Source organism: Ensifer sp. M14 (genome assembly GCF_003355565.1).
Classification (GTDB): domain Bacteria; phylum Pseudomonadota; class Alphaproteobacteria; order Rhizobiales; family Rhizobiaceae; genus Ensifer.
Map to the genome: position 1 here is coordinate 3955863 of NZ_QJNR01000004.1, position 25480 is coordinate 3981342.

The 25480-nt window shown below is 62.1% G+C and carries 25 protein-coding genes; 7 read left to right on the top strand and 18 right to left on the bottom strand.

Going from position 1 to position 25480, the window contains the following annotated elements; translation table 11 throughout:
* Positions 1 to 10 precede the first annotated feature (10 nt).
* From glyS to BLJAPNOD_RS19265, 4 genes are all read right to left on the bottom strand, one after another.
* Entirely contained in the window at positions 11 to 2176 is a 2166-nt protein-coding gene (glyS, locus tag BLJAPNOD_RS19250) for a glycine--tRNA ligase subunit beta (RefSeq protein ID WP_115420831.1), read from the bottom strand.
* A gap of 112 nt (positions 2177 to 2288) precedes the next feature.
* A complete protein-coding gene (locus BLJAPNOD_RS19255; protein ID WP_115420832.1) occupies positions 2289 to 4229 on the bottom strand; it encodes a DUF2207 domain-containing protein in 1941 nt (646 codons plus the stop codon).
* A gap of 107 nt (positions 4230 to 4336) precedes the next feature.
* Positions 4337 to 5605 (bottom strand): 3-phosphoshikimate 1-carboxyvinyltransferase, encoded by a 1269-nt coding sequence (locus BLJAPNOD_RS19260; protein ID WP_115420833.1) that lies wholly within the window; start codon positions 5603 to 5605, stop codon positions 4337 to 4339.
* A 91-nt stretch (positions 5606 to 5696) separates the two neighbouring features.
* Entirely contained in the window at positions 5697 to 6245 is a 549-nt protein-coding gene (locus tag BLJAPNOD_RS19265) for a LemA family protein (protein WP_077504170.1), read from the bottom strand.
* 250 nt (positions 6246 to 6495) lie between these two features.
* On the opposite strand from BLJAPNOD_RS19265, the gene BLJAPNOD_RS19270 reads away from it, so the two are divergent.
* The gene (locus tag BLJAPNOD_RS19270) at positions 6496 to 6693 is read left to right on the top strand and encodes a hypothetical protein (protein WP_077504171.1); all 198 of its coding nucleotides are present in this window, start codon (positions 6496 to 6498) and stop codon (positions 6691 to 6693) included.
* Between the two features lie 3 nt (positions 6694 to 6696).
* Here the strand turns inward: BLJAPNOD_RS19270 and BLJAPNOD_RS19275 are convergent, their stop codons facing one another.
* The 6 genes from BLJAPNOD_RS19275 to BLJAPNOD_RS19300 form a co-directional block, all read right to left on the bottom strand.
* Positions 6697 to 7251, bottom strand: a complete 555-nt coding sequence (locus tag BLJAPNOD_RS19275) for an AAA family ATPase (RefSeq protein WP_115420834.1) — start codon at positions 7249 to 7251, stop codon at positions 6697 to 6699.
* Positions 7248 to 8210, bottom strand: a complete 963-nt coding sequence (locus BLJAPNOD_RS19280) for a glycine--tRNA ligase subunit alpha (protein WP_077504173.1) — start codon at positions 8208 to 8210, stop codon at positions 7248 to 7250. Before BLJAPNOD_RS19280 ends, BLJAPNOD_RS19275 begins: the two co-directional genes overlap by 4 nt.
* A gap of 110 nt (positions 8211 to 8320) precedes the next feature.
* Positions 8321 to 8512, bottom strand: coding sequence for a membrane protein (locus BLJAPNOD_RS19285; RefSeq protein ID WP_025426113.1), 192 nt, complete (start codon positions 8510 to 8512; stop codon positions 8321 to 8323).
* Positions 8513 to 8602: 90 nt separating this feature from the next.
* Positions 8603 to 9469, bottom strand: a complete 867-nt coding sequence (locus BLJAPNOD_RS19290) for a S49 family peptidase (RefSeq protein ID WP_077504175.1) — start codon at positions 9467 to 9469, stop codon at positions 8603 to 8605.
* A gap of 76 nt (positions 9470 to 9545) precedes the next feature.
* A complete protein-coding gene (locus tag BLJAPNOD_RS19295; protein WP_115420835.1) occupies positions 9546 to 10337 on the bottom strand; it encodes a methyltransferase in 792 nt (263 codons plus the stop codon).
* Positions 10338 to 10374: 37 nt separating this feature from the next.
* Complete coding sequence (locus BLJAPNOD_RS19300; protein ID WP_115420836.1) at positions 10375 to 10596, bottom strand: DUF2007 domain-containing protein; 222 nt, start codon at positions 10594 to 10596, stop codon at positions 10375 to 10377.
* Positions 10597 to 10704: 108 nt separating this feature from the next.
* Between BLJAPNOD_RS19300 and BLJAPNOD_RS19305 the strand changes: the two genes are divergently transcribed.
* The 4 genes from BLJAPNOD_RS19305 (at position 10705) to moaB (ending at position 15180) form a co-directional block, all read left to right on the top strand.
* The gene (locus BLJAPNOD_RS19305; RefSeq protein ID WP_115420837.1) at positions 10705 to 11721 is read left to right on the top strand and encodes a polyprenyl synthetase family protein; all 1017 of its coding nucleotides are present in this window, start codon (positions 10705 to 10707) and stop codon (positions 11719 to 11721) included.
* A 163-nt stretch (positions 11722 to 11884) separates the two neighbouring features.
* A complete protein-coding gene (locus BLJAPNOD_RS19310) occupies positions 11885 to 13717 on the top strand; it encodes a tetratricopeptide repeat protein (RefSeq protein WP_115420838.1) in 1833 nt (610 codons plus the stop codon).
* 7 nt (positions 13718 to 13724) lie between these two features.
* Positions 13725 to 14636 (top strand): 4-(cytidine 5'-diphospho)-2-C-methyl-D-erythritol kinase, encoded by a 912-nt coding sequence (locus BLJAPNOD_RS19315; protein ID WP_115420839.1) that lies wholly within the window; start codon positions 13725 to 13727, stop codon positions 14634 to 14636.
* A gap of 1 nt (position 14637) precedes the next feature.
* Positions 14638 to 15180 carry a molybdenum cofactor biosynthesis protein B gene (moaB, locus tag BLJAPNOD_RS19320; protein WP_077504180.1) on the top strand — a complete coding sequence of 181 codons (543 nt, stop codon included), beginning with the start codon at positions 14638 to 14640 and terminating at the stop codon, positions 15178 to 15180.
* A gap of 361 nt (positions 15181 to 15541) precedes the next feature.
* Here the strand turns inward: moaB and BLJAPNOD_RS19325 are convergent, their stop codons facing one another.
* The gene (locus BLJAPNOD_RS19325) at positions 15542 to 16069 is read right to left on the bottom strand and encodes a glycosyl transferase (RefSeq protein ID WP_115420840.1); all 528 of its coding nucleotides are present in this window, start codon (positions 16067 to 16069) and stop codon (positions 15542 to 15544) included.
* A 198-nt stretch (positions 16070 to 16267) separates the two neighbouring features.
* Here BLJAPNOD_RS19325 and BLJAPNOD_RS19330 point away from each other — a divergent pair, with 198 nt between their 5' ends.
* Positions 16268 to 17425 carry a PA0069 family radical SAM protein gene (locus BLJAPNOD_RS19330; RefSeq protein ID WP_115420841.1) on the top strand — a complete coding sequence of 386 codons (1158 nt, stop codon included), beginning with the start codon at positions 16268 to 16270 and terminating at the stop codon, positions 17423 to 17425.
* A 447-nt stretch (positions 17426 to 17872) separates the two neighbouring features.
* Positions 17873 to 18523 (top strand): ribonuclease HII, encoded by a 651-nt coding sequence (locus tag BLJAPNOD_RS19335; protein ID WP_077504184.1) that lies wholly within the window; start codon positions 17873 to 17875, stop codon positions 18521 to 18523.
* A 659-nt stretch (positions 18524 to 19182) separates the two neighbouring features.
* On the opposite strand, the gene BLJAPNOD_RS19340 is transcribed toward BLJAPNOD_RS19335, so the two are convergent.
* From BLJAPNOD_RS19340 to BLJAPNOD_RS19370, 7 genes are all read right to left on the bottom strand, one after another.
* Positions 19183 to 19668 carry a F0F1 ATP synthase subunit B gene (locus tag BLJAPNOD_RS19340; protein ID WP_077504185.1) on the bottom strand — a complete coding sequence of 162 codons (486 nt, stop codon included), beginning with the start codon at positions 19666 to 19668 and terminating at the stop codon, positions 19183 to 19185.
* Between the two features lie 13 nt (positions 19669 to 19681).
* Positions 19682 to 20299: a F0F1 ATP synthase subunit B gene (locus tag BLJAPNOD_RS19345; protein WP_077504186.1), complete on the bottom strand. Its 618-nt coding sequence runs from the start codon at positions 20297 to 20299 to the stop codon at positions 19682 to 19684.
* A gap of 76 nt (positions 20300 to 20375) precedes the next feature.
* Positions 20376 to 20603, bottom strand: coding sequence for a F0F1 ATP synthase subunit C (locus tag BLJAPNOD_RS19350; RefSeq protein ID WP_025426100.1), 228 nt, complete (start codon positions 20601 to 20603; stop codon positions 20376 to 20378).
* Between the two features lie 81 nt (positions 20604 to 20684).
* A complete protein-coding gene (locus tag BLJAPNOD_RS19355; RefSeq protein ID WP_077504187.1) occupies positions 20685 to 21437 on the bottom strand; it encodes a F0F1 ATP synthase subunit A in 753 nt (250 codons plus the stop codon).
* 60 nt (positions 21438 to 21497) lie between these two features.
* Entirely contained in the window at positions 21498 to 21857 is a 360-nt protein-coding gene (locus BLJAPNOD_RS19360; protein WP_077504188.1) for an AtpZ/AtpI family protein, read from the bottom strand.
* Between the two features lie 298 nt (positions 21858 to 22155).
* Positions 22156 to 23295 carry a cell wall hydrolase gene (locus tag BLJAPNOD_RS19365; protein WP_199565966.1) on the bottom strand — a complete coding sequence of 380 codons (1140 nt, stop codon included), beginning with the start codon at positions 23293 to 23295 and terminating at the stop codon, positions 22156 to 22158.
* Between the two features lie 273 nt (positions 23296 to 23568).
* Positions 23569 to 25470, bottom strand: a complete 1902-nt coding sequence (locus tag BLJAPNOD_RS19370) for a potassium transporter Kup (RefSeq protein ID WP_115420842.1) — start codon at positions 25468 to 25470, stop codon at positions 23569 to 23571.
* Positions 25471 to 25480: the final 10 nt, after the last annotated feature.

The following is a 25480-nucleotide window of genomic DNA, read 5'->3' on the forward strand; positions in this document are numbered from 1 at the left end:
CCCCTCCCCGTCATCCCGCGATCTTGGAGAAGTCGGCAACGGTGCCGGTTGCCGAGCGGATCAGACCGAGCAGTGCCAGGCGATTTGCACGGATCGACACGTCATCGTCGTTGACGAGGACGTCGTTGAAGAACTGGTCGACCGGCTCGCGCAGCCTCGACAAGGCCTGCATGGCGGAGCGGAAATCTTCCTTGGCGATCGCATCGCGGGCTTCGCCGGACCCGAGCTGGACTGCGGAATGCAGCGCCTTTTCGGCGTCGAGGTGGAAGAGACCGGCATCGACGGCGTCGGCGACGGCAGTGCCCTTCTTCTCTTCGGCGGCCAGGATCTGCGTCGCACGCTTGGTGCCGGCGAGCAGGTTCTTGCCTTCCTCGTCGGTGATGAAGGCGGTCAAGGCCTCGACGCGGCGGGCGATCATCAGGAGGTCGTCCGCATCCGGCGTCAGCACCGCATCGATCAGATCGTGACGGGCACCGAGATCGCGCAGATAGACCTTGAGACGATCGTGGAAGAAGGAGAGCAGGTCCGCCGAAACATCGCCCGTCAGCGCCGGCTTCTGCGCCCTGAGCGCTGTCAGCGCGATCTCGAAGAACGGCACGAGCGGCAGGCGCGCCTTGCCTTCCAGGATGAGGCGGATGACGCCGAGAGCGGCACGGCGCAGGGCATAGGGATCCTTGGAACCGGTCGGCTTTTCTTCAATCGCCCAGAAGCCGACGAGCGTGTCGAGCTTGTCGGCGAGCGCTACAGTGACGGCAACCGCATCGGTCGGCGCGCGGTCAGAGGGGCCATTCGGCTTCCAGTGATCTTCGATCGCCGTTGCGACAGAACCGTCTTCGCCCTGGAGCAGCGCATATTTGCGGCCCATGATGCCCTGAAGTTCGGGGAATTCGCCGACGGCTTCTGTGCGCAGATCGGCCTTTGCCAGCACCACGGCACGATCAACCAACTTGGCGTCGGCGCCGGTCACCTTGGCAAGTTCCGCGGCAAGCGCCCGGATGCGGGCGACACGCTCGCCCTGCGTGCCGAGCTTGGCATGGAAGGTGACGTTCAGCGCGTCGAGTTTCGCCATGCGCTGATCAAGCGGTTTCGTAAGATCAAGGCCGAACTTTTCGGCCGACGGCTTCAAGGTCTCGAGATCCGGCAGGTTGCCCTGGTCGCGATGCCAGAAATGGGCGGCGTCCGACAGGCGGGCGCGCACGACCTTGCCGTTGCCGTGCACGATCTCCTTGCCGCCGTCCTTCGCCTCGATGTTGGAGACGAGGATGAACTTGTTGGACAGCGTGTCTGCGCCCGGCGCGCGGGTTACGAAACACTTCTGGTTGGTCTTGATCGTCAGGCGGATGATTTCCGAGGGGATGTCGAGGTAGCTCTCTTCAAAGCTTCCCATCAGGACCTGCGGCCATTCGACGAGGCCGGAGACTTCCTCAAGCAGGCCTTCGTCCTCGACAAGCTCCAGGCCGTTGGCGAAGGCGACATTATGCGCATCGGCCGAAATCATCTGCTTGCGGCGCTCGCCGTCGAGCACGACCTTCGCACGCTCCAGCTTCTCGGCGTAATCGGCAAAGCGGCGCACGGTGATCGCTTCGGGCGCATGGAAGCGATGGCCGTAGGTGACGTTGGAGGCGACGATACCGTCGACCTCGAAGGGGATCACATGGGTTTCGTCGGTTTCCGAGCCGAAGGTGCAGACGATCGACTGTAGCGGGCGAACCCAGCGCAGAGCGCCCGGCTTGGCCGAGGCGGCGCCGGAGCGCATCGGCTTCGGCCAGGGAAAATTGCGGATGATATCCGGCATCGCCTCGGCGACGATCTCTTCGGCCGGACGGCCCGGCTTGACGATATGAGCGACGTAGAAATCACCCTTCTTCGGATCGCTGTGAACATGGGCCTCGCTGATCGAGGATAGGCCGGCACCGCGCAGGAAGCCTTCGATCGCCTTTTCATTGGCGTCGGTGCGCGGGCCCTTGCGGTCTTCGCGCACGTCGGCGGAGCGGGCGTTGAGGCCGCGGATATCAAGCGTCAGCCGGCGGGGCGTCCAGTATTCGCGCGCACCTTCATAGGTCAAACCCGCTTCCACCAGTGCGTCGGTCAAGAGCTTCTTGAGGTCGCCGGCCGCCTTGCGCTGCAAGCGGGCAGGAATTTCCTCGGAGCGGAGTTCGATAAGAAGATCGGGCATGGAGATGACTTTTTCTGTTCCGGACGGTTGCCGCCGACTTAGCAAGCTCTGGTGAAAATGTCACCAAGCCCGACGATGAATTTGACCCGCTGACAAGAGGCTCGCGGCGAGGTCACCAGCCACCGCCGCCGCCGCCGCCGCCGCCGCCACCGGAAAAGCCGCCGCCGGTGGAAAAGCTTGACGACGAGGATTTCGGCGGCGGCGGCAAGGACGAGGTCATGGTCTCGGCCATCGAGCCGGCAAAGCCGCCGATGCGATCACCGAAAGAGGTCGAGCCGAAACCGTCGCCATGGTACCAGGTCGGCTGGTAGGCGCTCGCAGCCGCAGCCCCCGCGGCGGCCGCCAGCAGCCAGCGATCGAAGGTCTGCGTCCACGGCTTTTCCACCCCGAGCGCAACCGCATAGGGCAACAGCGTCTCGAAATGTCGGGGCGACATTTCGGGCGCGCCTTGCATGTTCATCCGGTCCTTTTCGGCAAGGGTCATGTATTGCCGGAGGCCGTCGATGCCATCCATCATCCGGGTGCCGAGCGGCGTCGGCGCGCCCATCAGGAAGAAGAACAGCACATTGACGAGCACGATGCCGCCGATCGCAAACAGCAGCGGCAGCTCGTCGGTCTCGGCGGCGGAATAGAACACCACCGCCAGGATGCTCGAAAAGATGGTGAAGGCGACAAAGCCGATGAAGGCGATCACCACGATCGACATGATGCGGCTCATCAGGCTCTTTTCGCGCTGCAGGGACTTGCCGAAGGAAACGGCGAGGATCGAAATGACAAAGGCTATGAAGACCGGGACGATCACCAGCGGGATGCTGTCCTCGCTCAGATCGCCGAACAGGAATACGGCAGCGATTGCCAGAACCGAGAGCAGCACGCCGGCAATGATGTAGCCGGTGTTTTCAAGATAATATTTGCCGCGGTGCTCGCGCTCAATAGCATTGCGAAAATCGGCACCCGTTGCCTGCACCTTCGTGCCATTGGCACGGTCGATCTTCAGCTTGCCGCCGGCAGCATTGACGGCCTTCATCAGGCTCGCCTCGCCGGTCGGCAGCTTTTCGCTGCTGCCCTTGCCGGTTGCGGCAATGACGATGGCGCTCTTCAGGTCCTCAAGCACAACATGTCCCTTGACCGCAAGGCTGAGCGCCGACGCAGACACTGCCGTCCAGCCCTCACCGGAAAAGCCCCTGTTGTCGATGTAGTTGACCAGCGCCGGAGAAATGCCTTCGGGCGGGTCCCAGCGCGGCACCATGACGCCGCGTGCCGGATCTCGCCCCACCTTCAGCCAGGCGCGGCCATAGTAGAGCGCCACCACCACAAGACCCGCTGCTGCGATCAGAAGCGCCATATGGTCGCGCATCCACCAGGCGTTTTCCTGGCTGGAGGAAGGCTGCTCTATGCTGCCCTTCGGCATCTTGACCGCGATCGTCAACCCCTCCTTCGGCTCCAGCCGCCGGGTGGTCGCAAAGAAAATTTCGCTGCCTTCCTCGGACGCGCGCGCGTCCTTGCCGGTCGCGCCGTAGCCGCCGGTGAAAACGTCGAGCGCTTCGGGTCGCACGCCTTCCGGCAGATTGACGGTGGCGCTCGCCTCATCGATCGGGAACGCCCATTCGGTGCCGGTCACGTTCCAATAAAGCTCGTCGTGATCCTCGAAGAAGCGGATTTGCCGGCTGGTCTCATAGGTGAACTGGAACGTGTGCTCGCCGTGCGGCAGAAATACCTCCGCCGAGCCGGTGTAGATGCGGATGCCGCCCGAAATCGTTTCCGTGCGATAGGGTTCCTCTTCGCCATCGCGCTCGACCGAAAGCAGCTTGAAATCCACCTTGCTGCGGCGGCCCTTGGCGTCGGTGAAGGTCAGAGGCAGATCACGAAAGATCCCGCGCCGGATCTGGTTGCCCTCGGCATTGGCCGTGATCGTCTCGGTAATCGTCAATGTGCCGTCCTTGGCGACATCGATCACCGAATGATAGGACGAGAACACTTCGTCCGCCCGCCCGGCACCCGCCGTCGCCAGCAGGAGGAACAACATGCCAAGCAGAGCGACGAAACGGGCCATACGGTCTCAGACCTTTCGATCGATCTTGAGGAGCGAATTCATGGTTTTTCGCATTTCCTGACGGAAAACCGCTTCGCACTTTTCCTGAAAAGGCTTGAGGCGCGATATCAAGGACGGTCACCTGTGTAGGCGACGCCGAGCGATGCCAGCGCATCCCAATAGGCCGGATAGGTCTTGGCGACGCAGCCGGGGTCCTCGATGGCGATGCCGTGGATCTTCAGCCCGGCAAGGGCGAAGCTCATGGCGATGCGATGATCCGCGAAGGTATCGATCGATGCCGGCAATGTCTGGCCAGCAAGCCCCGGATCGGAGGAGACGATGAGATCGTCGCCCTCCTCGTGCGCCAATCCCGGGCGGATGGCGGTCAGGCCCAGCGACAGAGCGCGAACGCGGTCGCATTCCTTCACCCGCAGATTGGCAAGGCCGACGAAGCGCACCGGCGTTTCGTTGAAGGCGGCAAGAACCGCGATCGTCGGGATCGCATCCTGCATCTGCGACCCATCGATGACGGCGGGAAGATGCGGGAAGCTGGAAATGACGGCGTGGGCGCGGGCGTCGGGTTGCGAGAATACCGACGCCGGCACGCCGATATCAATGGAGCCCCCGGTCAACACCTCGGCAGCCCAGAGATAGGTCGCAGCCGACGCGTCCGGCTCGATGGCGAAATCGGCGGCGCGGTAGCCCGTCGGCGCAACCTGCCAGACGGAGGGGCTCAACTGCTCGACTTCGGCGCCGAAGGCGCGCATCGCCGCGACCGTCAGGTCGATGTAGCCGCGCGCGCCGATCTCGTCGCCGGCAAGCTCGATGCGAACCGGCCCCTTGGCGCCGGGAGCCGCCATCAGCAGAGCCGAGACATATTGACTGGAAAGACCCGCGTCGATCTCGATACGGCCGGCGGGGAAGCCGCCCTTGCCGTTGACGGTGACCGGCGGGCAGCCGGTTTCGGACGTCACCTCGACGCCGAGCGTGCGCAGCGCGTCGACCAGCGGCTTGATCGGCCGCTTGCGCATGTGCTGGTCGCCATCGACGACCACCGGGCCGTCGACGAGAGCGGCGGCCGCAGTCAGGAAGCGCGTCGCGGTTCCGGCGTTGCCGAGGAATAGCGGCGCGGACGGCGATGTCAGCCGACCGGTTCCGGTGACGACGAATGTGGTGTCATCCGGCTCGCTGACTTCGACGCCCATTGCCCGCAGCGCATCGGCCATATAGCGCGTGTCGTCGCTCTTCAGGGCGCCGGTCAGCCGGCTCGTGCCCTTGGCAAGCCCCGCGAGAAGCAGCGCCCGGTTGGTGATCGACTTCGAACCCGGCGGGCGGACGTGACCGCGCAAGGGATGGTCGGTCGGCAGGATGGTCAGCTTCTTCACGGTATCACTCATGCTCGGATCTCTTTATGCGAATGGCGCCGGGGCTCTCCGCCTCGGCAGGCGTGTCTCTTATCATCGGGTGGTCGTATCGGGTAACGCCCGATCAGAATTTCACTTGCGGCACCGCACGATCCGCTTCGTTGGCGATCTCGAAATAGCCTGCCTTCACGAAGCGGAAGGCATTGGCAATGAGGTTCGAGGGGAAACTCTCGACCTTGACGTTGAGGTCGCGCGCCGCACCGTTGTAGTAGCGGCGAGACATCTGGATCTCGCCCTCGATCGTCTCCAGCGAGCGCTGCAGTTCGGCGAAGTTCTCGTTGGCCTTCAGATCCGGATAGGCTTCGGCAAGGGCGAAGAGTTTGCCGAGAGCCTGCGACAGGGCGCCTTCGGCCGCCGCCCGCCCCTCGACATCGCCTGATGGAACCGCCTGGGCGCGGTTGCGCATCGCGATGACCTCCTCGAGCGTCGACTTCTCGTGCGCGGCATAGCCCTTCACGGTTTCGATCAGGTTGGGGATGAGGTCGGCGCGCCGCTTCAGCTGCACGTCGATGCCCGACCAGGCTTCCTCGGCGATCTGCCGTGCCTTGACGAGGCCGTTATAGACGAAAACCAGATACAGGATAACGGCAACGCCGATGGCCAGACCAATCATGGGATACCCTCCAAAAAAGCTCGGCAGAGATTAACACCGGCTTTTCAGCTTCAAAGACCTTTCTTGAGCATTTGGGTGGCGAAGCACACTCCTTTCCAAATGCAAGCCGAAGGCTGTGAACACACTGTTCACCGCCACGGCACATCCCCAGGCCAAAACACTTCGATTCCTGTTCCATCGGGAACGGCGAGGAACCGGACGATCGGCGATAGTCGCGCCATCGAACAACCCCGGATATGAAGTGAAGACCATGAAAACGCTCGCAACCCTCACCAACGTGATCGCCTTTCTGGCGCTCTTCGTTGCCTATGCGAACGTTGGTCCGTCCGAGAAGCCATCCGGAGTTCGCAGAGCCCTGCAAACCTATTCCGGCCAGCTCTACACCGAGGCCTATCCGACACAGAAGCCGTTCTGCAAGAACGGCATCAAGGCGGGCGCGGTCGCATGAGATCTAGCCTTGCGAAATCCGCGCCGCAATCTCGCTCGCCGCTTCATCGGCGCCGAGACTGGTGACGTCGAGTTCGATCAGTTGATCGCATTTTCCCTTCAACAGAACATGCCGGCTTCTCAGATCCATCAACACCTGCGGATCGGTCAGCTTGTGAGCCTTGGAACGACCCGCGCGCATTAGCCGCTTCAGGTTTTCCTCCATCGAACAATCGAGAACGACGGCAACGAAACGGGCACTTCGATCGGCAGCCAATGTCGCATAATCGTCGAATGACCGGCTGTCGAATTCATCGTCCGACAGCGCATCGGTGAACAGGAAGGATTGCGCAGCATCGGCCCGGTGCACATGATCGAGCACCGCCGTCCTGACAGTCGCCCGCAGTGACCGATAGAGCGGCGTGCCTCGGGCAAACAGCGCCTCGGCCGGATTGATCAGCGTGTGATTGTCGGCAAGCCTCGCGCCGAGATGCTCGGCAAGATGGCGCGCGATGGTGAGCTTTCCGGTGCCCGGCCAGCCATTGATATGAACGATGAGGCTGGCTGGTGCGGTGGTCAAGCGGCATCCCGGTTGAGGTTGGCGCCGCCGGCATCGGTCAAGAGGAACGCCTCGCCGCAGGCCTTGGCCAGCGTGCGCACACGCAGGATATAGCTCTGCCGCTCGGTCACCGAAATCACCCCGCGCGCATCGAGCAGGTTGAAGACATGGCTCGCCTTGATGCACTGGTCATAGGCCGGGAAGACGCACTTGTGCAGCTGGTTGTTGGTGCCGTCACCCGGCGCGCCGGCTGCCAGAAGCGCCTGGCACTCCGTTTCCGCATCGATGAAGTGCTGATGTAGCATGGCGGTGTTGGCGTATTCGAAATTGTAGCGCGAATACTCCTGCTCCGCCTGCAGGAAGACGTCGCCATAGCTGATCTTCTCGTCGCCTTCGCGGCCGTTGAAGTTCAGATCATAGACGTTGTCGACGCCCTGGACATACATTGCCAGACGTTCGAGGCCATAGGTCAGCTCACCGGCGACCGGAGAGCATTCGATGCCGCAAACCTGCTGGAAATAGGTGAACTGCGACACTTCCATGCCATCGCACCAGCATTCCCAGCCGAGGCCCCAGGCGCCCAGCGTCGGGCTTTCCCAATCGTCCTCGACGAAGCGGATGTCGTGCAGCAACGGGTCAAGGCCGATCGCCTCCAGCGAGCCGAGATAGAGCTCCTGCAGGTTGGACGGGTTCGGCTTCAGGATCACCTGATACTGATAGTAGTGCTGAAGACGGTTCGGGTTCTCACCATAGCGACCGTCGGTCGGGCGGCGCGAAGGCTGAACATAGGCCGCGCGCCATGGGCGGGGGCCGAGCGCACGCAACGTCGTTGCCGGATGGAACGTGCCGGCGCCCACTTCCATGTCGTAGGGCTGCAGCACCGCGCAACCCTTGTCGGCCCAATAGTTGTGCAACGTCAGGATCAGGGCCTGGAACGAGCGCTTGGGGTTCATATGGTCGGGCAGAGAGGCGGTGGTCATGGGGAACGTCCGAATTCTTCATGAAATGAGAGCCGGACAGGTGCCATGCCGGGCGGCAGGGGTCAAGCGCTCAAGGCGACCTGCGTGCACGCAAAAGTGCGCGAAAAATCTCAGTCGTCTTCGCGTTTCAGCCGGTATTCACCGGTCTCGGGATCCTTGACCAGGGTACCGCTCGCGCCGGTCTGCTGCTCGCGGCGCGTTTGATCGCGCTGACGCGTCAGTTTCTGGGCATCCGCAATGAACTTGCGGTAGCCGATCCATAGAACGAAGCCTGCGATCAGGAGCAGGATAAGCTGCGGCATTTTTCCTCCCAGCCATTCAAAGCGTTACAGCGACCTTTGCGCGTCTGACTAAGACGCGCGGCGCTGTCGGCCCATAGCGCCGGTCGCGGCTCAAAGCCCGAAACGCGCCCACAATGCCCTTTCCTCGACGGCTTCGGCAAGACCCGCCATGGCAGAAGCCGCGATCGGTGCAGCGATATCGGCGGAAATCGATGCGCCCGTCTGGCGACGGCCGAAAAGACTGCGCGCCGGCTGGATCAGTTCAAGCCGCGCCTTCTCGCCGTAGCGCTTCTTTACCTCGCCGCGCAGATCGCCGAGACCGTCGATCAGGCCGAGTTCCAATCCGCGCCGACCTGTCCAGAACAGACCGGAAAAGACGTCGGGATGGTCGGCGAGCAATTGCCCGCGGCGCGCCTTCACCATCTGGATGAAGGTATCGTGGATGTCGAGCTGCAGGCTTTTCAGGAACTCGATGTCGCGTTCCTTTTCGGGTTGGAACGGGTCGAGCATGACCTTGTTCTCGCCGGCAGTGTAGACGCGCCGCTCGACGCCGATTTTCTTCAACAGTTCCGGGAAGCCGAAACCGCCGGAGACGACGCCGATTGAGCCGACGATCGAGGTCGGATCGGCGATGATCTCGTCGCCGGCAAGCGCGATCATGTAACCGCCGGAAGCCGCCACGTCCTCGACGAAGACGAGGACGCGCTTCTTCTTTTCCTGGGCGAGGTCGCGGATGCGCTGGTAGATCAGCCGCGACTGCACCGGAGAGCCGCCGGGGGAATTGATCGAAATCGCAACGGCTGGAGCCTCCTTCACCGCGAAGGCCTTCTCCAGCAGAGGCGCGGCAGAAGCAATGTTGAGCGCTGGGCGAAACTGACCGCCGCCGGCCATGATGGCGCCGTGAAGCCGCACGACCGGGATCGCAATGCCATCCCGCCGAAAACGCTTCGGCATCAGCCTTTTGAAGAACCCGGCCATCTCAACTCCTGCAATACGAACTCTTGTTCCTGCATGTATGCACTGGTCGCTCAAACGCAATGCCGCATACGGTAAATCAACGACGCCGATAGGCGGTACGGCCGTTGTTGAGGTCGTCGACATCCCTGGAAAAGCGATGAGCGCCCTCCTCGTGCACGACCAGCGGCGCCCGCAGCACCAGTCGCTTGCGGCTCTGCTTGATCGCGGTGACGAGGATGCGCACGGCATTTTCGCCGCTGCGCGGATGCAGCGGTGTTATCTCGATGCCACCGAGGCGGCGACCGCAGGCAGCAATGATATCGGCGATCGATTCCGGCCGGGCGATCAACGACAATTGCCCACCCGGCTTCATGATCGCGCCCGCCGTCTTGATCCAGATCTCGAAGAGGTCGTCGCTCATCGCGTGCGCCTCGGCCTTGAGGCTATCGGGCGTGCGGCGGTCGGAGGAATCGTTGAACGGCGGGTTCATGATCACATGGTCGAAGGCGTCGTCAGGCAATCCGGCGGCACGGCGCGCCCGCCCGGCAAGCGCGACGTCCGCCTCGATCACCGAAACCCGCTCGGCGAAGCGCCCGTTTTCCGGAAGCGCGAGGCTTCGGCGCGCGAATGCCGCCATGGTCGGCGAGCGCTCCACCAGCACCACCTCGGCCAGATCCAGCCGCGAGGCGACCGCCATGCCGGCGGCACCCGCGCCGGCGCCAAGATCGGCCACGCGGCAGGCGCGGTCGGCAGCGACCAGCGAGGCGAGCAGCATCGCATCCATGCCGGAACGATGGCCCTGCCCCAGCGGTTGCACGACATGAAACCTGCCGCGGTGGAACGCGTCGACCGTTTCGGTCTCGACAAAGGTCTCGGGTCCGTCGCTCATGGCCGATCACCACCGATGGGTGCCAACAAGTCGGCAATCATGCCCGCAACTCCGCTTCCAACCCCGCGTCGACGAGGATGCGGCGCGCGGCATCGGCGTCGTCGTCCGGCACCAGGAAACGGCGCGGCAGGAGCCCCAGCGATCCCTCCAGAATGCTCATGCCCTGATCGGCGATCAGGCTGTTGATACCAGCGTCCTTCATCAGGCTCTCGGCAAAAGAGAGCAGAACGACGTCGTTGGTGCGGATCAATTCCTTCATCCAGCGGTTTTTCCTGTCCTATTTCAGCAAGCGGGACAATTCGCCTCTTGCCGCACGTGGCCCCCCTTCCTATTGTCGAAAGCGACAATGAAAACAGGAGTCCCGGTGTTGGGCGTAGTGATACCGCTGGAAGACAGCAAAAACAAACAGGCGTCCGTCAAGCCGCTCGTTGATCTGACGTCTCCCGACATGGAACGCGTCAACCAGCTCATCCTGTCGAGGGCCGGCTCCGACGTCCAGATGATTCCCGAGGTTGCCAACCATCTGATATCCTCGGGTGGCAAGCGCCTGCGCCCGATGCTGACGCTCGCTTCCGCTGCGATGTTCGGCTACGAGGGCGATGCTCACGTCAAGCTCGCCACCAGCGTCGAGTTCATGCATACGGCAACACTGCTGCATGACGATGTCGTCGATGAAAGCGATCTGCGCCGCGGCAAATCCACCGCCCGCACGATCTGGGGCAACCAGGCAAGCGTGCTCGTCGGCGACTTCCTGCTCGGCCAGGCCTTCCGCATGATGGTCGATGTCGGCTCGCTCGATGCGCTCGACGTGCTTTCGACCGCAGCCTCGGTGATCGCCGAGGGCGAAGTGCTGCAGCTTTCCGTCGCCAAGAACATGGAGACGACCGAGGACGACTATCTTCAGGTCATCCGCGCCAAGACCGCAGCGCTGTTTGCTGCGGCCGCCGAAGTCGGTCCGATCGTCGCTCAGACCAGCAAGTCCGACCGCAATGCACTGAAATCCTACGGCATGAACCTCGGCCTCGCCTTCCAGCTCGTCGATGACGTGCTCGACTATGGCGGCTCGGCCAGCGAGCTGGGCAAGAATGTCGGTGACGATTTCCGCGAAGGCAAGATCACCCTGCCGGTGATCCTGTCCTATCGCCGCGGCACGCCGGAGGATCGCGCCTTCTGGCGTGAGGCGATTGAAGGTGGCGACAGCAGCGATGCGAACCTCGAAAAGGCGCTCGGCCTGATCAAGCGCTACGGCGGCTTGAGCGATACCATCGCCCGTGCCCAGCACTACGGCACGATCGCGCGCGATGCCTTGGCACCGCTCCCGGCTTCGCCGTGGAAATCGGCGCTGGTCGAGGTCATCGACTTCTGCATCGACCGGGTCAGCTGAGGCGACCTTCGGCCGAACCGGGACATCCAAGAGGAATTTCTTGCCGCGTTGCGCCAAAAAAGCCATTCTGTTCCTCAAGAGTTGTGCCGGGCAACACGTGGCTGATTCCAGAACAACCCTCAGTCGTGCGCAAGGCCGAGAGATCGGCAATGAAAGGTTTGACATGCGGCAAAAGACGATCCTCCGCCTTTTGAGCGGCGCTGCACTGATGGCTCTTGCCACGGTTGGCGGCAGCTATCAGGTTTTCGCCGAGGAAAAGGCTGCCGTCGAGGAGACCGAGCCTTTCGATATCACGACCGTCAACACCTTCGCCGGCGCGTTCCTCGCCGCCCGCACGGCCGACACGGATCGTGACTTTGCCGCGGCCAACGAACTTTACCGCATCGCCCTGCAGTTCGAGCCCAACAACAATGAAGTCAAGCAGCGACTGATGATCACGCTGCTGATGGCCGGCAAGTTCGACGACGGCGCCAAGATCGCCGAGCAGCTGAAGTCCGATCCGGCCGTCGAGCGCATCACCACCGTGATCCGGGCGATCGAGGCGATCAGCAAGCGCGAGTACCGCAACGCGCAGAAGCTTCTCAACTATGAGGGGCCGAACGATCTCGACCGGCTGATGAACGGCCTGCTTTCCGCTTGGGCCAAATTCGGCCAGGGCAAGCCCAAGGAAGCGCTGGCGCAGGTCAACGGCCTTGAAGGGCCGGAGTGGTTCCGCGTGTTCAAGAACTACCACGCAGGCGCCATTGCCATAGCTTCCGGCGACAAGGCCACCGCACGCGCCAAACTCAACGACGCGATCCTCGATCGCGAAGGCGGCAGCGCCGCGCCCGACACGTTCATGCGTGCGGTCGAGGCCCTGGCGCGCTTCGAGGCGCGTGAAAACAACAAGCAGAAGGCCCTGGACACGATCGCCGTCGGCGAGAACATGGTCAACAACTACACGCCACTCGAGGCGCTCAGGAAGAATATCGAGGCCGGCATACCTCAGGAGCAGCAGGTCAAGAACGCATCGCAGGGTGCGGCAGCCGTGCTCTTCTCCATCGGCGGCGCGCTCAACCGTGACGGCGCCGAAGACATCGTCTCGCTCTATCTCCAGACGGCCCGTCGTCTCGACCCTGATAGTGCCGATATCCTGGTCATGCTCGCTGGCATTGCCGAAAACCTCAAGAAGCCGAAGGAAGCGATCGAGCTTTACCAGAGTGTGCCCGAAGCTTCGCCCATGCGCAGGCTTTCCGAGCTGCAGCTGGGCCTCAGTCTTGCCGGCATCGGCAAGGTGGAGGAAGCCAAGAAGCATTTGAAGGCGCTGATCGACGTCGATCCGAAGAACATCCGCAACTATCTCGCCTATGGCAGCGTGCTTTCCGATGCCAAGGATTACAAGGAGATGGGCGAGCTTTACGACCGGGCCGTTGATCAGATCGGCGCGGTGCCGAAGCGCAGCGACTGGACCGTGTTCTTCCAGCGCGGCATTGCCTATGAGCGCCAGAAGCTCTGGGACAAGGCCGAGCCGAGCTTCCGCAAGGCTCTCGAGCTCAACCCCGATCAGCCGCAGGTGCTGAACTATCTCGGCTATTCCTGGGTCGACATGAACATCAACCTGGAAGAAGGGCTCGACATGATCCGCAAGGCGGTCGAGCTGAAGCCGGATGACGGATACATCGTCGATTCGCTCGGCTGGGCCTATTTCCGCATGAACCGCTTCGACGATGCGGTGGTCGAGCTTGAAAAAGCTGCCGAGCTGATGGCCGGCGATCCGACGATCAACGACCATCTCGGCGATGCCTATTGGCGCGTCGGCCGCAAGCTGGAAGCCGTGTTCCAATGGACGCAGACGCTTGAGCTGAAGCCCGAGGAAGCCGAGATTCCGAAGATCAAGGCCAAGATCGAAAACGGCTTGCCGGCGCTGAAGGAAGAGGTTCCGGCCTCCGCCGACGCCAAGGAGACCGCGCCGAAGAAGGTCACCCCGCAGGCGCCTGCACCGGACAAGAAGTCCTGATACCAGCATGCCTGAAGGCGAGATCGCGGGCTTCGCGCTAACGCGGGCGGCGCCCGCCAAGATCAATCTGGCACTGCATGTCGTCGGCCAACGGGCCGACGGCCACCATCTTCTCGAAAGTCTCGTTACCTTTGCCGATCGGGGCGACCGCATCGGCCTCGCGCCGTCGAGCGAGGACCGGTTCACTCTCTCCGGGCCATTCGCCGCCGAACTTTCAGTGACGGGCGATGACCAAGGCGGCAATCTCGTGCTCAAGGCGCGGGACCTGCTGCGCCAGACCCTCGCCCTAGAGGGCCTCGACACGGCCCCGGTTCATATTCATCTCGAAAAGAACCTGCCCATTGCCTCGGGGATTGGTGGCGGGTCTGCCGACGCGGCCGCAGCGCTGCGTGGATTGCTCGATCTGTGGAATGTCCGGATCGAGCCGGTATCTCTCGCCACCTTGGCGCTCCGGCTTGGTGCCGATGTGCCGATGTGTCTCGACGGGCGGCCGCTTGTTGCCCGCGGCATCGGCGAGGAGATCACCCCCGCCCCGGAGCTTCCCGCTTTTCCGATCGTGCTGGTCAATCCCCTGGTCGCCGTCTCGACGCCGGTGATCTTCCGGACGCTGAAAAAAAAGAGCAACCCGCCGCTGTCCCTCCCCGTCAGGCTCGAAACCCCTGCTGCCTGGCTTGCGGCCATGGCCACCATGCGCAACGATCTTGAGCCGCCGGCTTGCCTGCTGCAGCCTGTTATCGCCGACGTCTCGAACGCGCTGGCAAAGACCGGCGCCGCGCTGGTTCGGATGTCCGGTTCGGGCGCCACCTGCTTCGGCTTGTTCGATAGCGACGAAAGCGCGCGGCACGCTGCAGACACTCTTTCTGCCGCCCACCCCGAATGGTACGTTCTCGCCGCAAGAACCGTGGGCAGGGGGAATTAGCATGGCCGGGATCAACGACAATCGCCCTTTCGTGCCCGTCGGCATCGCCATTCTGACGGTCTCCGACACGCGCACGCTGGCCGACGATAAATCCGGCGATACGCTCGAAGCCCGCATCCGCGATGCCGGCCATCGTCTCCAAGCGCGCGCGATCGTGCCCGACGACCGCCAGGAGATCCGCGACCAGGTGGAGGCCTGGACGCTTGACGACACAATCGACGTGGTGATCACCACAGGCGGAACCGGCTTCACCGGCCGCGATGTCACGCCGGAGGCGCTGGAGCCGCTGTTCGAGAAGCGCATGGATGGCTTCTCGGAAGTTTTTCACCGGATTTCCTACGAGAAGATCGGCACCTCGACGATTCAGTCGCGCGCGACCGGCGGCGTCGCCAACGCCACCTTCATCTTCGTCCTGCCGGGTTCGCCCGGGGCCTGCAAGGATGCGTGGGACGGCATTCTCAAGCAGCAGCTCGACTATCGGCACATGCCGTGCAATTTCGTCGAGATCATGCCGCGGCTCGACGAGCACCTGAAGCGGGGCTGAGCGGCGCAGTCTTCGACCTACGGCGCGTCTTGCAAGACGCCGGAGCGGGCGAGCGGCAATCGATGAACCCGGTCCCGCTGGGAGCGGGGCTGTTCCCTGGGGAACTGGCAAGCGCCTGCCTGTCTGCTACAGCTTCATCCGTCAGCCTGCATTGAAGGACCGCAACGAGACCCGAGCAAATCCTTCAAACGGAGCAAAGACGAACCCATCGCCGATGTCCCCCCGGCGAGGGGAAACAAAACATACGACGCGCGGCTCGCCCGGTCGCTCGGACTCGAATTTGCTAGCAAGGATATTTGGTAGCCGCTTGGAGGTGCCGTCCGCAGGACTGGCACCTTTTTTGTTGGCACCAGCTCGTGTTCTAGATGCTCTGGCGGCTGTCGACTGCAACCCACGCCGGCACCAGCTCGGTCGCAAGCTTTCGCACCGCGCGGATATTCGTCATATCGCTCAGCAGCATCTTCCCGCGCGCAACGGCCAAGGCGTCACCCTTGCGCATGAGGAAACCGGCCTCGAGCGGCTTTCCTCGCCGCGAAATACGCTGCAGCAGCGGCTTGCGGTGCAACCGCGACGGAGAGAAGCGCGCCGGGCTCTTGTGAAGCGACACGTACTCGACGAGTTCGTCCACCCAGCGCCCGATCGGCCGCGCACCCGGCTCCAGCAGCATCAGCCATTCGCCACGCGCCGAGCGCACGATTTCGCCCAGATCCCAATCGACGCAAAAACGGCAACCGGCGGCATCGGCCACATGCACCGACCCGTCCTTGGAGCCGTGATCGAGGATGATGACATCACTGACCAATCCCTCCACGGCACCTGCCACGAGCACGGATAGCGTCTGTGCCAGTTCCGCCTCGTTGTCGCGCGTTTCCATGATGATCGTCAGCATAGCTGTTCCTACCGCATTGCAGCGTAAAATGCTATCGCCGTATGGCATGATCACTCCCGCCCAGTTTGTGAACCGTCTGAAGGCTCTCGCTTAGAATTCAGGCGTATGATTTTTGTTCTTGAATTGTTCTTGTTTTCGCGATAGGAAAATAATCAGAACAAAACGGGATCAAACTTCAGCGATCCCTCGGAGATTCCGATGAACGAGCTGTCTCAGATCAAGCAGGGTGCGCTGGCACCTGCCAACACGGCAGAGGTTGCCGAAGCTTTGATGAGCGGAACCGGTCTCCGGATCGAGGTTGACCGCCGCCGCGGACGGGGCGCCGGGCTGAACATGTCGGGCCGGTTCGAACAGCAGGCGCGCGAGGCTTTCGACGATGGCTGGGAGAGCCTCGAAGACCTCCCACCCTTCAAGACGGAAGTGCAGGTGGAAAAGCCGCGCTCGGTGATCAGCCGCAACGATTCTCCTGACATCTCCTTCGACCGCTCGATCAACCCCTATCGCGGCTGCGAGCACGGGTGCATCTATTGTTTCGCCCGTCCGACGCACGCCTTCATGGGGCTTTCGGCCGGACTTGATTTCGAAGCGAAGCTCTTTGCCAAGCCTGATGCCCCGCGCCTGCTGGAGCGCGAACTTGCCCGCTCGGACTACAAGGTGCGGCCGATTGCGATCGGCACCAACACCGATCCCTATCAACCGATCGAGAAGGAATGGCGGATCATGCGCCAGATCCTCGAAGTGCTGCAGGCGGCCAACCACCCTGTCATGATCGTGACGAAGTCGGCGATGGTGACGCGCGACATCGACCTGCTTGCACCGATGGCCGAAAAGGGACTGGCACGGGTCGGCATTTCGGTGACGACGCTCGACCGAAAGCTGGCACGCACGATGGAACCGCGCGCTTCGACCCCTTCCAAACGACTGGAAGCGATACGCGCCCTCACGGAGGCAGGCATTCCGACGGGTGTCCTGGTTTCGCCGATCATCCCGGCCCTGAACGATCATGAGATCGAGCGGGTGCTGGAGACCTCGCGGGCGGCAGGAGCACTGGAAGCGACCTACGTGCTGTTGCGCTTGCCGCTGGAGGTCAGCCCGCTCTTTCGCGACTGGCTGCTGCGCAACTACCCCGACCGCTATCGGCATGTGATGTCACTCATCCGTTCGATGCGCGGCGGCAAGGATTACGATGCCGAGTTCGGAAAGCGGATGAAGGGTGCTGGACCCTATGCCTGGCAGATCGGTCGACGATTCGAGCTTGCAGCCAAGCGCCTCGGTCTCAACCTCAACCGCCGACAATTGCGCGACGACATCTTCGTCCCGCCGCTTGGGACGGGCGTCCAGCTTTCGCTGCTCTAGCGGCAACATGTCTTGCGTATGTCGCTGGAGGCCGAGAGTTTTCCGGATGGGTAGAAGGATGCGAGATCCCGCCCGGAGGTCTGTGGACCTCGATTGTCGGGCGGAAGGCCGGCCAACCTCGGCCTTGGCGCTGCGGCTTCAGATATCGATTGCATGTTTGCTTGGATCATATTCGATCCATAGCTAAAAACATTCGATAATTCAGGCCCCTAGCGCAGCCGCCAGGCGTTTGAAATGACGCAGGCCACTGGAGATCGGCATCTGATGCCGATGGGAAAGCCGGCGCAGGCAATTGCGGGCGTCGCCCGTCATGGCCGACGCGCCGTGACAGAAGAGAATTCCGGCGTCTCCCTCGTGCCTCGGGATGACGCTGGCATACCCCCGGCTGCCGCCGCACTCGGGTCGGGGGACTTGAAGAGAATCGGTCGATCATGCGAGTTTCGCCGCATGACACATCGCAGATCGATCGATTCTCCCCTTTTCCCGGATGTTCTCCTTGTGCCGGACTTCAGCTTCGAGCTGGCCGCCCGAAAGGACGGTGCGTGGCCTGTCGCTGGTGCCGACGAAGCGGGACGCGGGCCACTTGCCGGCCCCGTCGTTGCCGCCGCCGTCATTCTGGATCCGGACGCCATTCCCGACGGACTGAACGACAGCAAGAAGTTGAGCGCAGCGGCGCGCGAACGATTGTTCGACGAGATCCTGACAACTGCCACGGTTTCGATCGCTTCTTCCTCGGCCGCAACGATCGATAGCATCGACATTCGCAAGGCCAGCCTCGAAGCGATGCGCAGGGCCGTCGACGGCCTGTCGCTGACGGCTCGCTTCGTGCTGGTCGACGGCCGCGATGTGCCGCCAGGCCTCGGGTGCCACGCCAAGGCGGTGGTCAAGGGCGACGCCCGCTCGCTTTCGATCGCTGCAGCCTCGATCGTTGCGAAGGTGACGCGCGACCGCATGATGGAACGGGCAGACATCGCTCACCCCGGCTATGGCTTTGCGGTCCATGCCGGTTACGCAACGGTGGTGCACCGCAAGGCAATCGATGCCAAAGGTCCCTGCCCGCTGCATCGCATGAGCTTCCGTCCGCTGCGCAAGGACTGACGGTCGACGTCGGCAGAGCCTCCTGCACGACTCCCGAACCTGCTCATGGGAAGGACATGGAGGCCGTTCATAGCGGGAAGCGTCCGCTGCCCGCCATGTAGGAGGCCGGCGCTGTAACGATCGGGACAGCTACAACGGCCGCTGTTGGCGGACGCGCCGCGAAGGGCGCTTTGGACAGCGCCTTGCCGGTGAAAGTCGACCAGTTCAGCGCGCCCCATTGGCGAGCGCTCCGACCTCAATGCAAGGCCCGTTAAATCAGAACCGATTCAAGCCGAAAATTATGCAGCTGGTTTGAAGCGTTACCGCTTCCCTTGCGCGTCACATTTGACACATGGCGTGCCAACCAAACCGACCGCTCGCACTGTGCGTTCGGTTTGTCGCCCTATTTCGCCGGCCCGATACAGTCCTCGGCTGAAAGCTTGCGCACCATCGAACGGCACAACTCTGGCCTTCCGACTGCGCAGCCCCTTAAATCGGCATCGATTTGCGCAGAAAATCAAGCAGCAGGTCCCAGAGCGTGACCCCATCCCTTGCGCGTCGTCTTTGACGCCCGGCGCTGCGGGCCACATTCCGGTGAAACGTCTGCACACCCGACAAAGTTTCGAAACGAAAAAACCCCGCACATGGCGGGGTTTCAGATCGTGTCTTGCAGCCGAAGCTTAGTTCAGGCGCGACTTGACTTCTCCAAGTGCCTTCTTGAACAGCTCGCTCTGGACGCCGGCATCCGCCTTGGCAGCAACAACCTTTTCGGCAGCACTGATGGCCAGATCGACGGCAGCCGAACGGACGGCGTTGATCGCGTCGCTTTCGGCCTGCTTGATCTTCTGTTCCGACAGCGCGGTCCGGCGGACGACGAATTCCTCCGTCTTCTGCTTGGCTTCTGCGGTCAGCATTTCAGCTTCGCGCTGGGCGGCGGCAACGATACCGGCAGCTTCCGCTTCGGCATCCTTGCGCTTGCGCTGGTACTCGGCAACGAGAGCCTGGGCTTCTTCGCGCAGGCGCTTGGCTTCCGCCAGCTCGTTGGTGATCTTGTCGGCACGGGCGTCAAGCGCCTTGCCCATCATGCCCGGAACCTTGAGGTAGGCAATCAGGACGAAGAACAGGATCAAGCCGACGAGGGCATAGAAGGTCGCATCAAGATGCATGGTTCAGTGCTCCTCAGTTACCGGCCGATGCCTTGACGGCAGCGACGATCTCAGCCTTGGTGACGGTGCCACCGATGAGCTGTTTGACGACAGCCGTCACAGTTTCCTCGGCGATCGCGCCAACATCGGCGAGTGCCTTGGTCTTGATGTCGGCGATGCGGTCTTCCGCAGCGGCGATCTTCTTGGAAAGATCGGCTTCGACAGCGTTGCGGTCGGCGACAGCCTTGGACTTGGCGGCTTCGCGGGCGCCGTCGGCGATCTGATGACCCTTGGCCTTGGCGGTTGCCAATTCCTGCTCATAGGATGCGATGGCAGCGTCAGCTTCGCCCTTCAGGCGCGACGCTTCGTCGAGATCCTGAGCGATCCGGTCGTGACGGGTTTCCAGAATTCCGCCGATGCGCGGAATGATGACCTTCGACATCAGGAGATAGAAGAGGCCAAACGTGATCGCGAGCCAAAGCAGCTGCGATGCGAAATGGGTCGAATCAAAGGGCGGGAACACGCCGGAGCCAGCCTCGCCTTCGTGGGCCACACCCGTTTCGGTGTGCACCTCACCGGCCGCAGCGGCATCGTGTGCTTCGGCGCCTTCAGTGGTGGTTGACTGCTGGGCATAGGCCGCGGTCACAAACATGCTCACCTCCAGGTGCACTCAAGAATATGCTCGGCCGCGGCCCTTTTACGGGTCGCGGCCGAAACTCCAGCCGTTATTAGACGGCGAAGAGGAGGAGCAGGGCTACGAGCAGCGAGAAGATGCCCAGAGCTTCCGTAACGGCGAAGCCGAATACGAGGCGGCCGAACTGGCCGTCAGCAGCCGACGGGTTGCGCAGCGCGCCAGAGAGGTAGCTGCCGAAGATGTTGCCGAGGCCGAGAGCCGTGCCGGCCATACCGAGGCAAGCCAGACCTGCGCCGATGTACTTTGCTGCTTCCGCTTCCATGATTGAACTCCTTCGAATGGTGTTGCGGCTTAGGATTGCGCTTCCGGCGGAGGACCGACCGGAAGCAAGCGACTGTATTCCTTAGTGGCTTCCGGGATGGACAGCGTCGTTGAGGTACATGCAGGTCAGTACCGCGAAGACATAGGCCTGGAGGAAGCAGACGAGGAATTCAAGACCGGTGATAGCGACGGTCATGATGAGCGGCAGGATCGCACCACCGATACCAAGCGCACCAAGCGCGCTCAGGGAGGTAACGAAGCCAGCGAAAACCTTCAGCGTGATGTGGCCGGCCAACATGTTGGCGAAGAGACGGACCGAGAGGCTGATGGGACGGGAAAGGAACGAAATGATTTCGATCGACACGACCAGCGGCAGAAGCACGCCTGGCACGCCGTGTGGCACGAAGAGCTTCAGGAAGCCAAAACCATGCTTATAGAAACCATAGAACAGCACCGTGCCGATGACGAAGAGCGCCAGGGCAAAGGTGACGATGATCTGGCTGGTGATGGTAAAGAAGTAAGGGAACATGCCGAGCAGGTTCGCCGTCAGGATGAACATGAACAGCGAGAACACCATCGGGAAGAACTTCATGCCGCCCTGGCCAGCGCCTTCGCGCAGCATGGAAGCAATGAATTCATAGGACATTTCCGAAACCGACTGCAGGCGCGTCGGGACCAGCCCGCGCTGCGATGTCGTCAGGTAAAGGAAACCGGCCGCAGCACCCACGGTCGCAACCATGAACAGCGACGCATTGGTGAAGGAAAAGTCAATTCCGCCAATTTCGATCGGGACAATCTTGTTGACCAGGAACTGGTGGGTCGGATCGTTTGACACCGCGCTTCTCTTTCGTTCTGCCCGCCTTTAGAGCGGATACCGTGTTTTCCGGGCGACGCCTCAGGCGCCATCTCCGTCCGTCTTGTCATTCCCCGAACTGCGCTTTACCGAGTCGAGTGTTGCCACCATCCCGGCCGAACGCAGTACATTCAACACACCGGCGCAAAAGCCAAGGAGCAGGAAAATGATCATGCCCCACGGCCCTGTACCCGCAAAGTGGTCCAAAAGATAGCCCAGAAACGCCCCAACCACGATGCCAGCGATGAACTCGCTGGAGAGCTTCATTGCCGCGGCATAGCCTTTACGGCTTTCGGCGGCTCGGGCCTCAGCACCATCCGGCTGACTGGGTCGCTTGGACTCAATCTTTTCACCGAGCTGCTTCAGCCGCGCTTCCAGACTTTCCTCGGGTTTCTCTGTCACGTGGCTCTCCCATTGTTACCTTACACGGTCACGACCGTGATTTCGGTCACACAAAAGGCTGCTGTTCAAGCCACGTTTCAGCCCCATTTGAAGTCGCGCGCAACATAGTTTTAGGCATTCGCATAGTCAAGGCGTGCATAGCGCTTCGACATGGACAATATTTCATAATGATTTCATTAGCTTGACTGCATTTCACAACGCCAGCTGGCAGACAAGGGCGGGAATCGGCCGATCGCGAGCCAGAATCTCCGGCCCGCGACCAATGCTCCAAACGCTGCAGGATCAAAGCCGGCCTGCGTCAGCTCCAGCCGCCGCCATAGGTCCGGTAGAAGATGTGCAGGCCGATCTTGCCGACCCGCTTCATGGTCTTCGCCCAGGCGGGGTTGACGTAGGTGGCGTGGTAGTGGGTTGCCGAGCCGACTTCCGGCAGCCAGATCTTGCCGGCGGTGACGGCCATGGCGACATCCTTGGCTTCCTTCCAGTGCGACCGGGAATAGACCAGGTCGCGGATCATGTCGCAGGCGAAGGAAAATTGGCAGCGGTTGCGCCAGGCCTTGTTCTGATAGACGACGCCGCAGATCGTCTTTGGATAGGTCGGATTGCGGACACGGTTGAGAATCACCTGCGCGACGGCCGCCTGCCCCTTCAAAGGTTCGCTGCGCGCCTCGAAGTAGATGCCTTCGGCAAGGCATGTCTGCTCTTCCTTGCTGAAGACCTCAGCCGGAAGGGGGGTCGCGGCCCAGGCATGATCTTCCGGGGCGATGTCGGGAATGAAACGCCCGGCGTTCTTGTCTTCTCTCAGGATCGAATCGAAGGGCGATTCACGCGCATAGTCCGGCTCGGGCCGGACATAGGCAGTCGCAAGAATGTCGGGCTTGTCGTTGGTGACGAGCTTGGCCAGCATCGGCGAGAGGCCGGGCTCGATCTTTGGTGGCTTCTTCTTGTAGAAGGCCGTGGCGATCTCGATCTCCTTGCCTTTAATCTTCGGCTTGGAAAAGACCATCTTTTCAGCGCCCTCGAAACCGGGCTCCATTAGCGAACTCGTGCGCTGGAGGATCGAGCCGGCCGAAAAATCCTTGGGCGGGGTGACGGGGGTGACCGCGACGATACGGCCCTTCTTGCCCCTGCGGTTGACGCGGTCTTCGTCCGGCGTGCCGGCGTGCTTGCTTTCCGCGGTCAACGCGACGCGGCTGCCATCTGGAAGTTCGATACCGGCGCCGCCATCGAGCGCGCTCGTGGTGATCGGGTCGGCAAAGACCATCTCGACGTCGTGGATCGATCCCGCCGGTGACGGTGTCATGTACATCCGCCAGCGTTCACCACCGCGATTGATACCAGAGAGGAAGGTCGCCAGGTCGGAATAGGCGGCAACCGTCGGGAAACCGATATAGACCGCAAGTCCGATGAGGGTCGGAGCCAGCCAGGCGGAGACGTTCATACGAGATTCGCGACGCAGTTTTTGACTCTTACGCACCAACCCACTCCACGCAACGCTTATCGAAGGCACGGCGCTGCCCTCGCCGGCGATGGGCCAGCGGACAGATTCCGCGCGGGGACGCTAGGACAATGAAGCTGCCGGGCGCATGGCCGGCAACGCTTCGTTCGAGCCTTGAAAATGAAGCATTAACCTTGATGTTTGGTTAATGCGTCTTCACTGAAAGACAGTGAGGGCGGACTTTCGGCCCGCCAGCCGCCTTCCCAACCGGTGACGTCAGATGATGACGTGTGAGCCGAGTTCGACCACGCGGTTGGTCGGCAGGCGGAAATAGTCGGAAGGGTCGATCGCCGCATTGGCAAGCGCGATGAACAGGCGATCCTGCCAATGCGGCATGCCGGACTGCGCATCCGGAACCAGCTTGCGCCGGCCGAGATAGAACGACGTCGACATGATGTCGAACTTCAGCCCGGACTTGCGGAAGAGGCCGAGCGCCTGAGAAACGTTCTGCGTCTCCATGAAGCCGAAGCGCATTTCGAGCAGCGTGAAGCGCTCCGACAGCGGCTGCACGCTGACGCGTTCGGTCTTGGGAACCTTCGGCGTGTTGGCGGTGCGGATCGTCAGAATGAAGTTCTGCTGATGCAGCACGTGATTGTGCTTGATGTTGTGCAGCAGGGCTGCCGGCGTCGATTCCGGGTCGCTCGTCAGGAACACCGCGGTGCCCGGCACAGAAACCGGCGCATGCTCGCTCTTGCGCTCGATCGACTTGACGAAGCTCGCCAAGGGAATGTCGATGTGGCGGGTCTTGGCATGGAGGATCTCCGTGCCGCGCTTCCAGGTCCACATGATGACGATGAAAGTGGCGGCAATCAACACCGGCACGTAGCCACCATCATGGATCTTCAGCATGTTGGCGCCGAGGAACACGAACTCCAATGCAAACAGCGGCAAAAGCACGGCGCCGGCCCAAAGCGCCGACCAGTTCCACCGCGCGCGCAGGAACTCGAAGGAGAGCACCGTCGTGACCACCATCGCGCCGGTCACCGAAATACCATAGGCGGTGGCGAGCGATTCCGACGAGCCGAAGACGAAGACCAGCGCCATGACGCCGAACATCAAAAGCGTGTTGACGTTGGGAAGGTAGATCTGGCCCGTGTGGGTTTCCGAGGTGTGGAAAATCGCCATGCGCGGCAGGAAGCCGAGGTGGATCGCCTGGCGCGTCAGGGAAAACGCGCCGGTTATCACCGCCTGGCTGGCGATGATCGTGGCGAAGGTCGCAAGGATCACGACCGGCAGCAGCGCCCATTTCGGGAACATCAGGAAGAACGGGTCCGACATCGCCTCGGGGTTCTTCAGGATGAACGCGCCCTGGCCGAGATAGTTGAGCGTCAATGCCGGAAAGACGACGAGGAACCAGGCCCACTGGATCGGGCGGCGGCCAAAATGGCCAAGGTCCGCATAGAGCGCCTCCGCCCCGGTCACCGTCAGGAAGACGGCACCGAGCACGATGATGCCGACATAGCCCTCATTGAACATGAAGCTGGCGGCATAATAGGGATTGAAGGCCTTGAAGATCGACAGGTCGTCGGAAATGTGGATGACGCCGATGCCGCCCATGACCAGGAACCAGATGAGCGTGATCGGGCCGAAGAAGTTGGAAACGGCGGCCGTTCCCTTCGACTGCACCGCAAACATCAAAAGCAGAATGACGACGGCGATGGGGACAACATAGTCCGACAGCGCCGGGGTCACGAGCTTCAGGCCCTCGACGGCCGAAAGCACGGATAGGGCCGGCGTGATCATCGCGTCGCCAATAAAGAGTGCGGCACCGGCAATGCCCATGAAGAACAGGATTGCCGTGTGGCCGTTCCCGGTCTTCATCAACAGCGCCAGCAGCGAGAGCGTGCCGCCCTCTCCCTGGTTGTCGGCGCGCAGCAGGAACAGCACATATTTGATCGTCACGATGATCGTCAGCGTCCAGATCATCAGCGAGATCAGGCCGATGATTTCGACATCGGTCACGCCGTCGTGGGACACCGGGCGCAGCGCTTCGCGAAAGGCGTAGAGCGGGCTGGTGCCGATATCGCCGTAGACCACGCCGATGGAGCCGAGGCCGAGGACGAGCAGCCGGCGCAGGTCTTTCGACCCTTGTGTGGAAGGGGCATGCGATTGGGTCATGCGTGTCCTA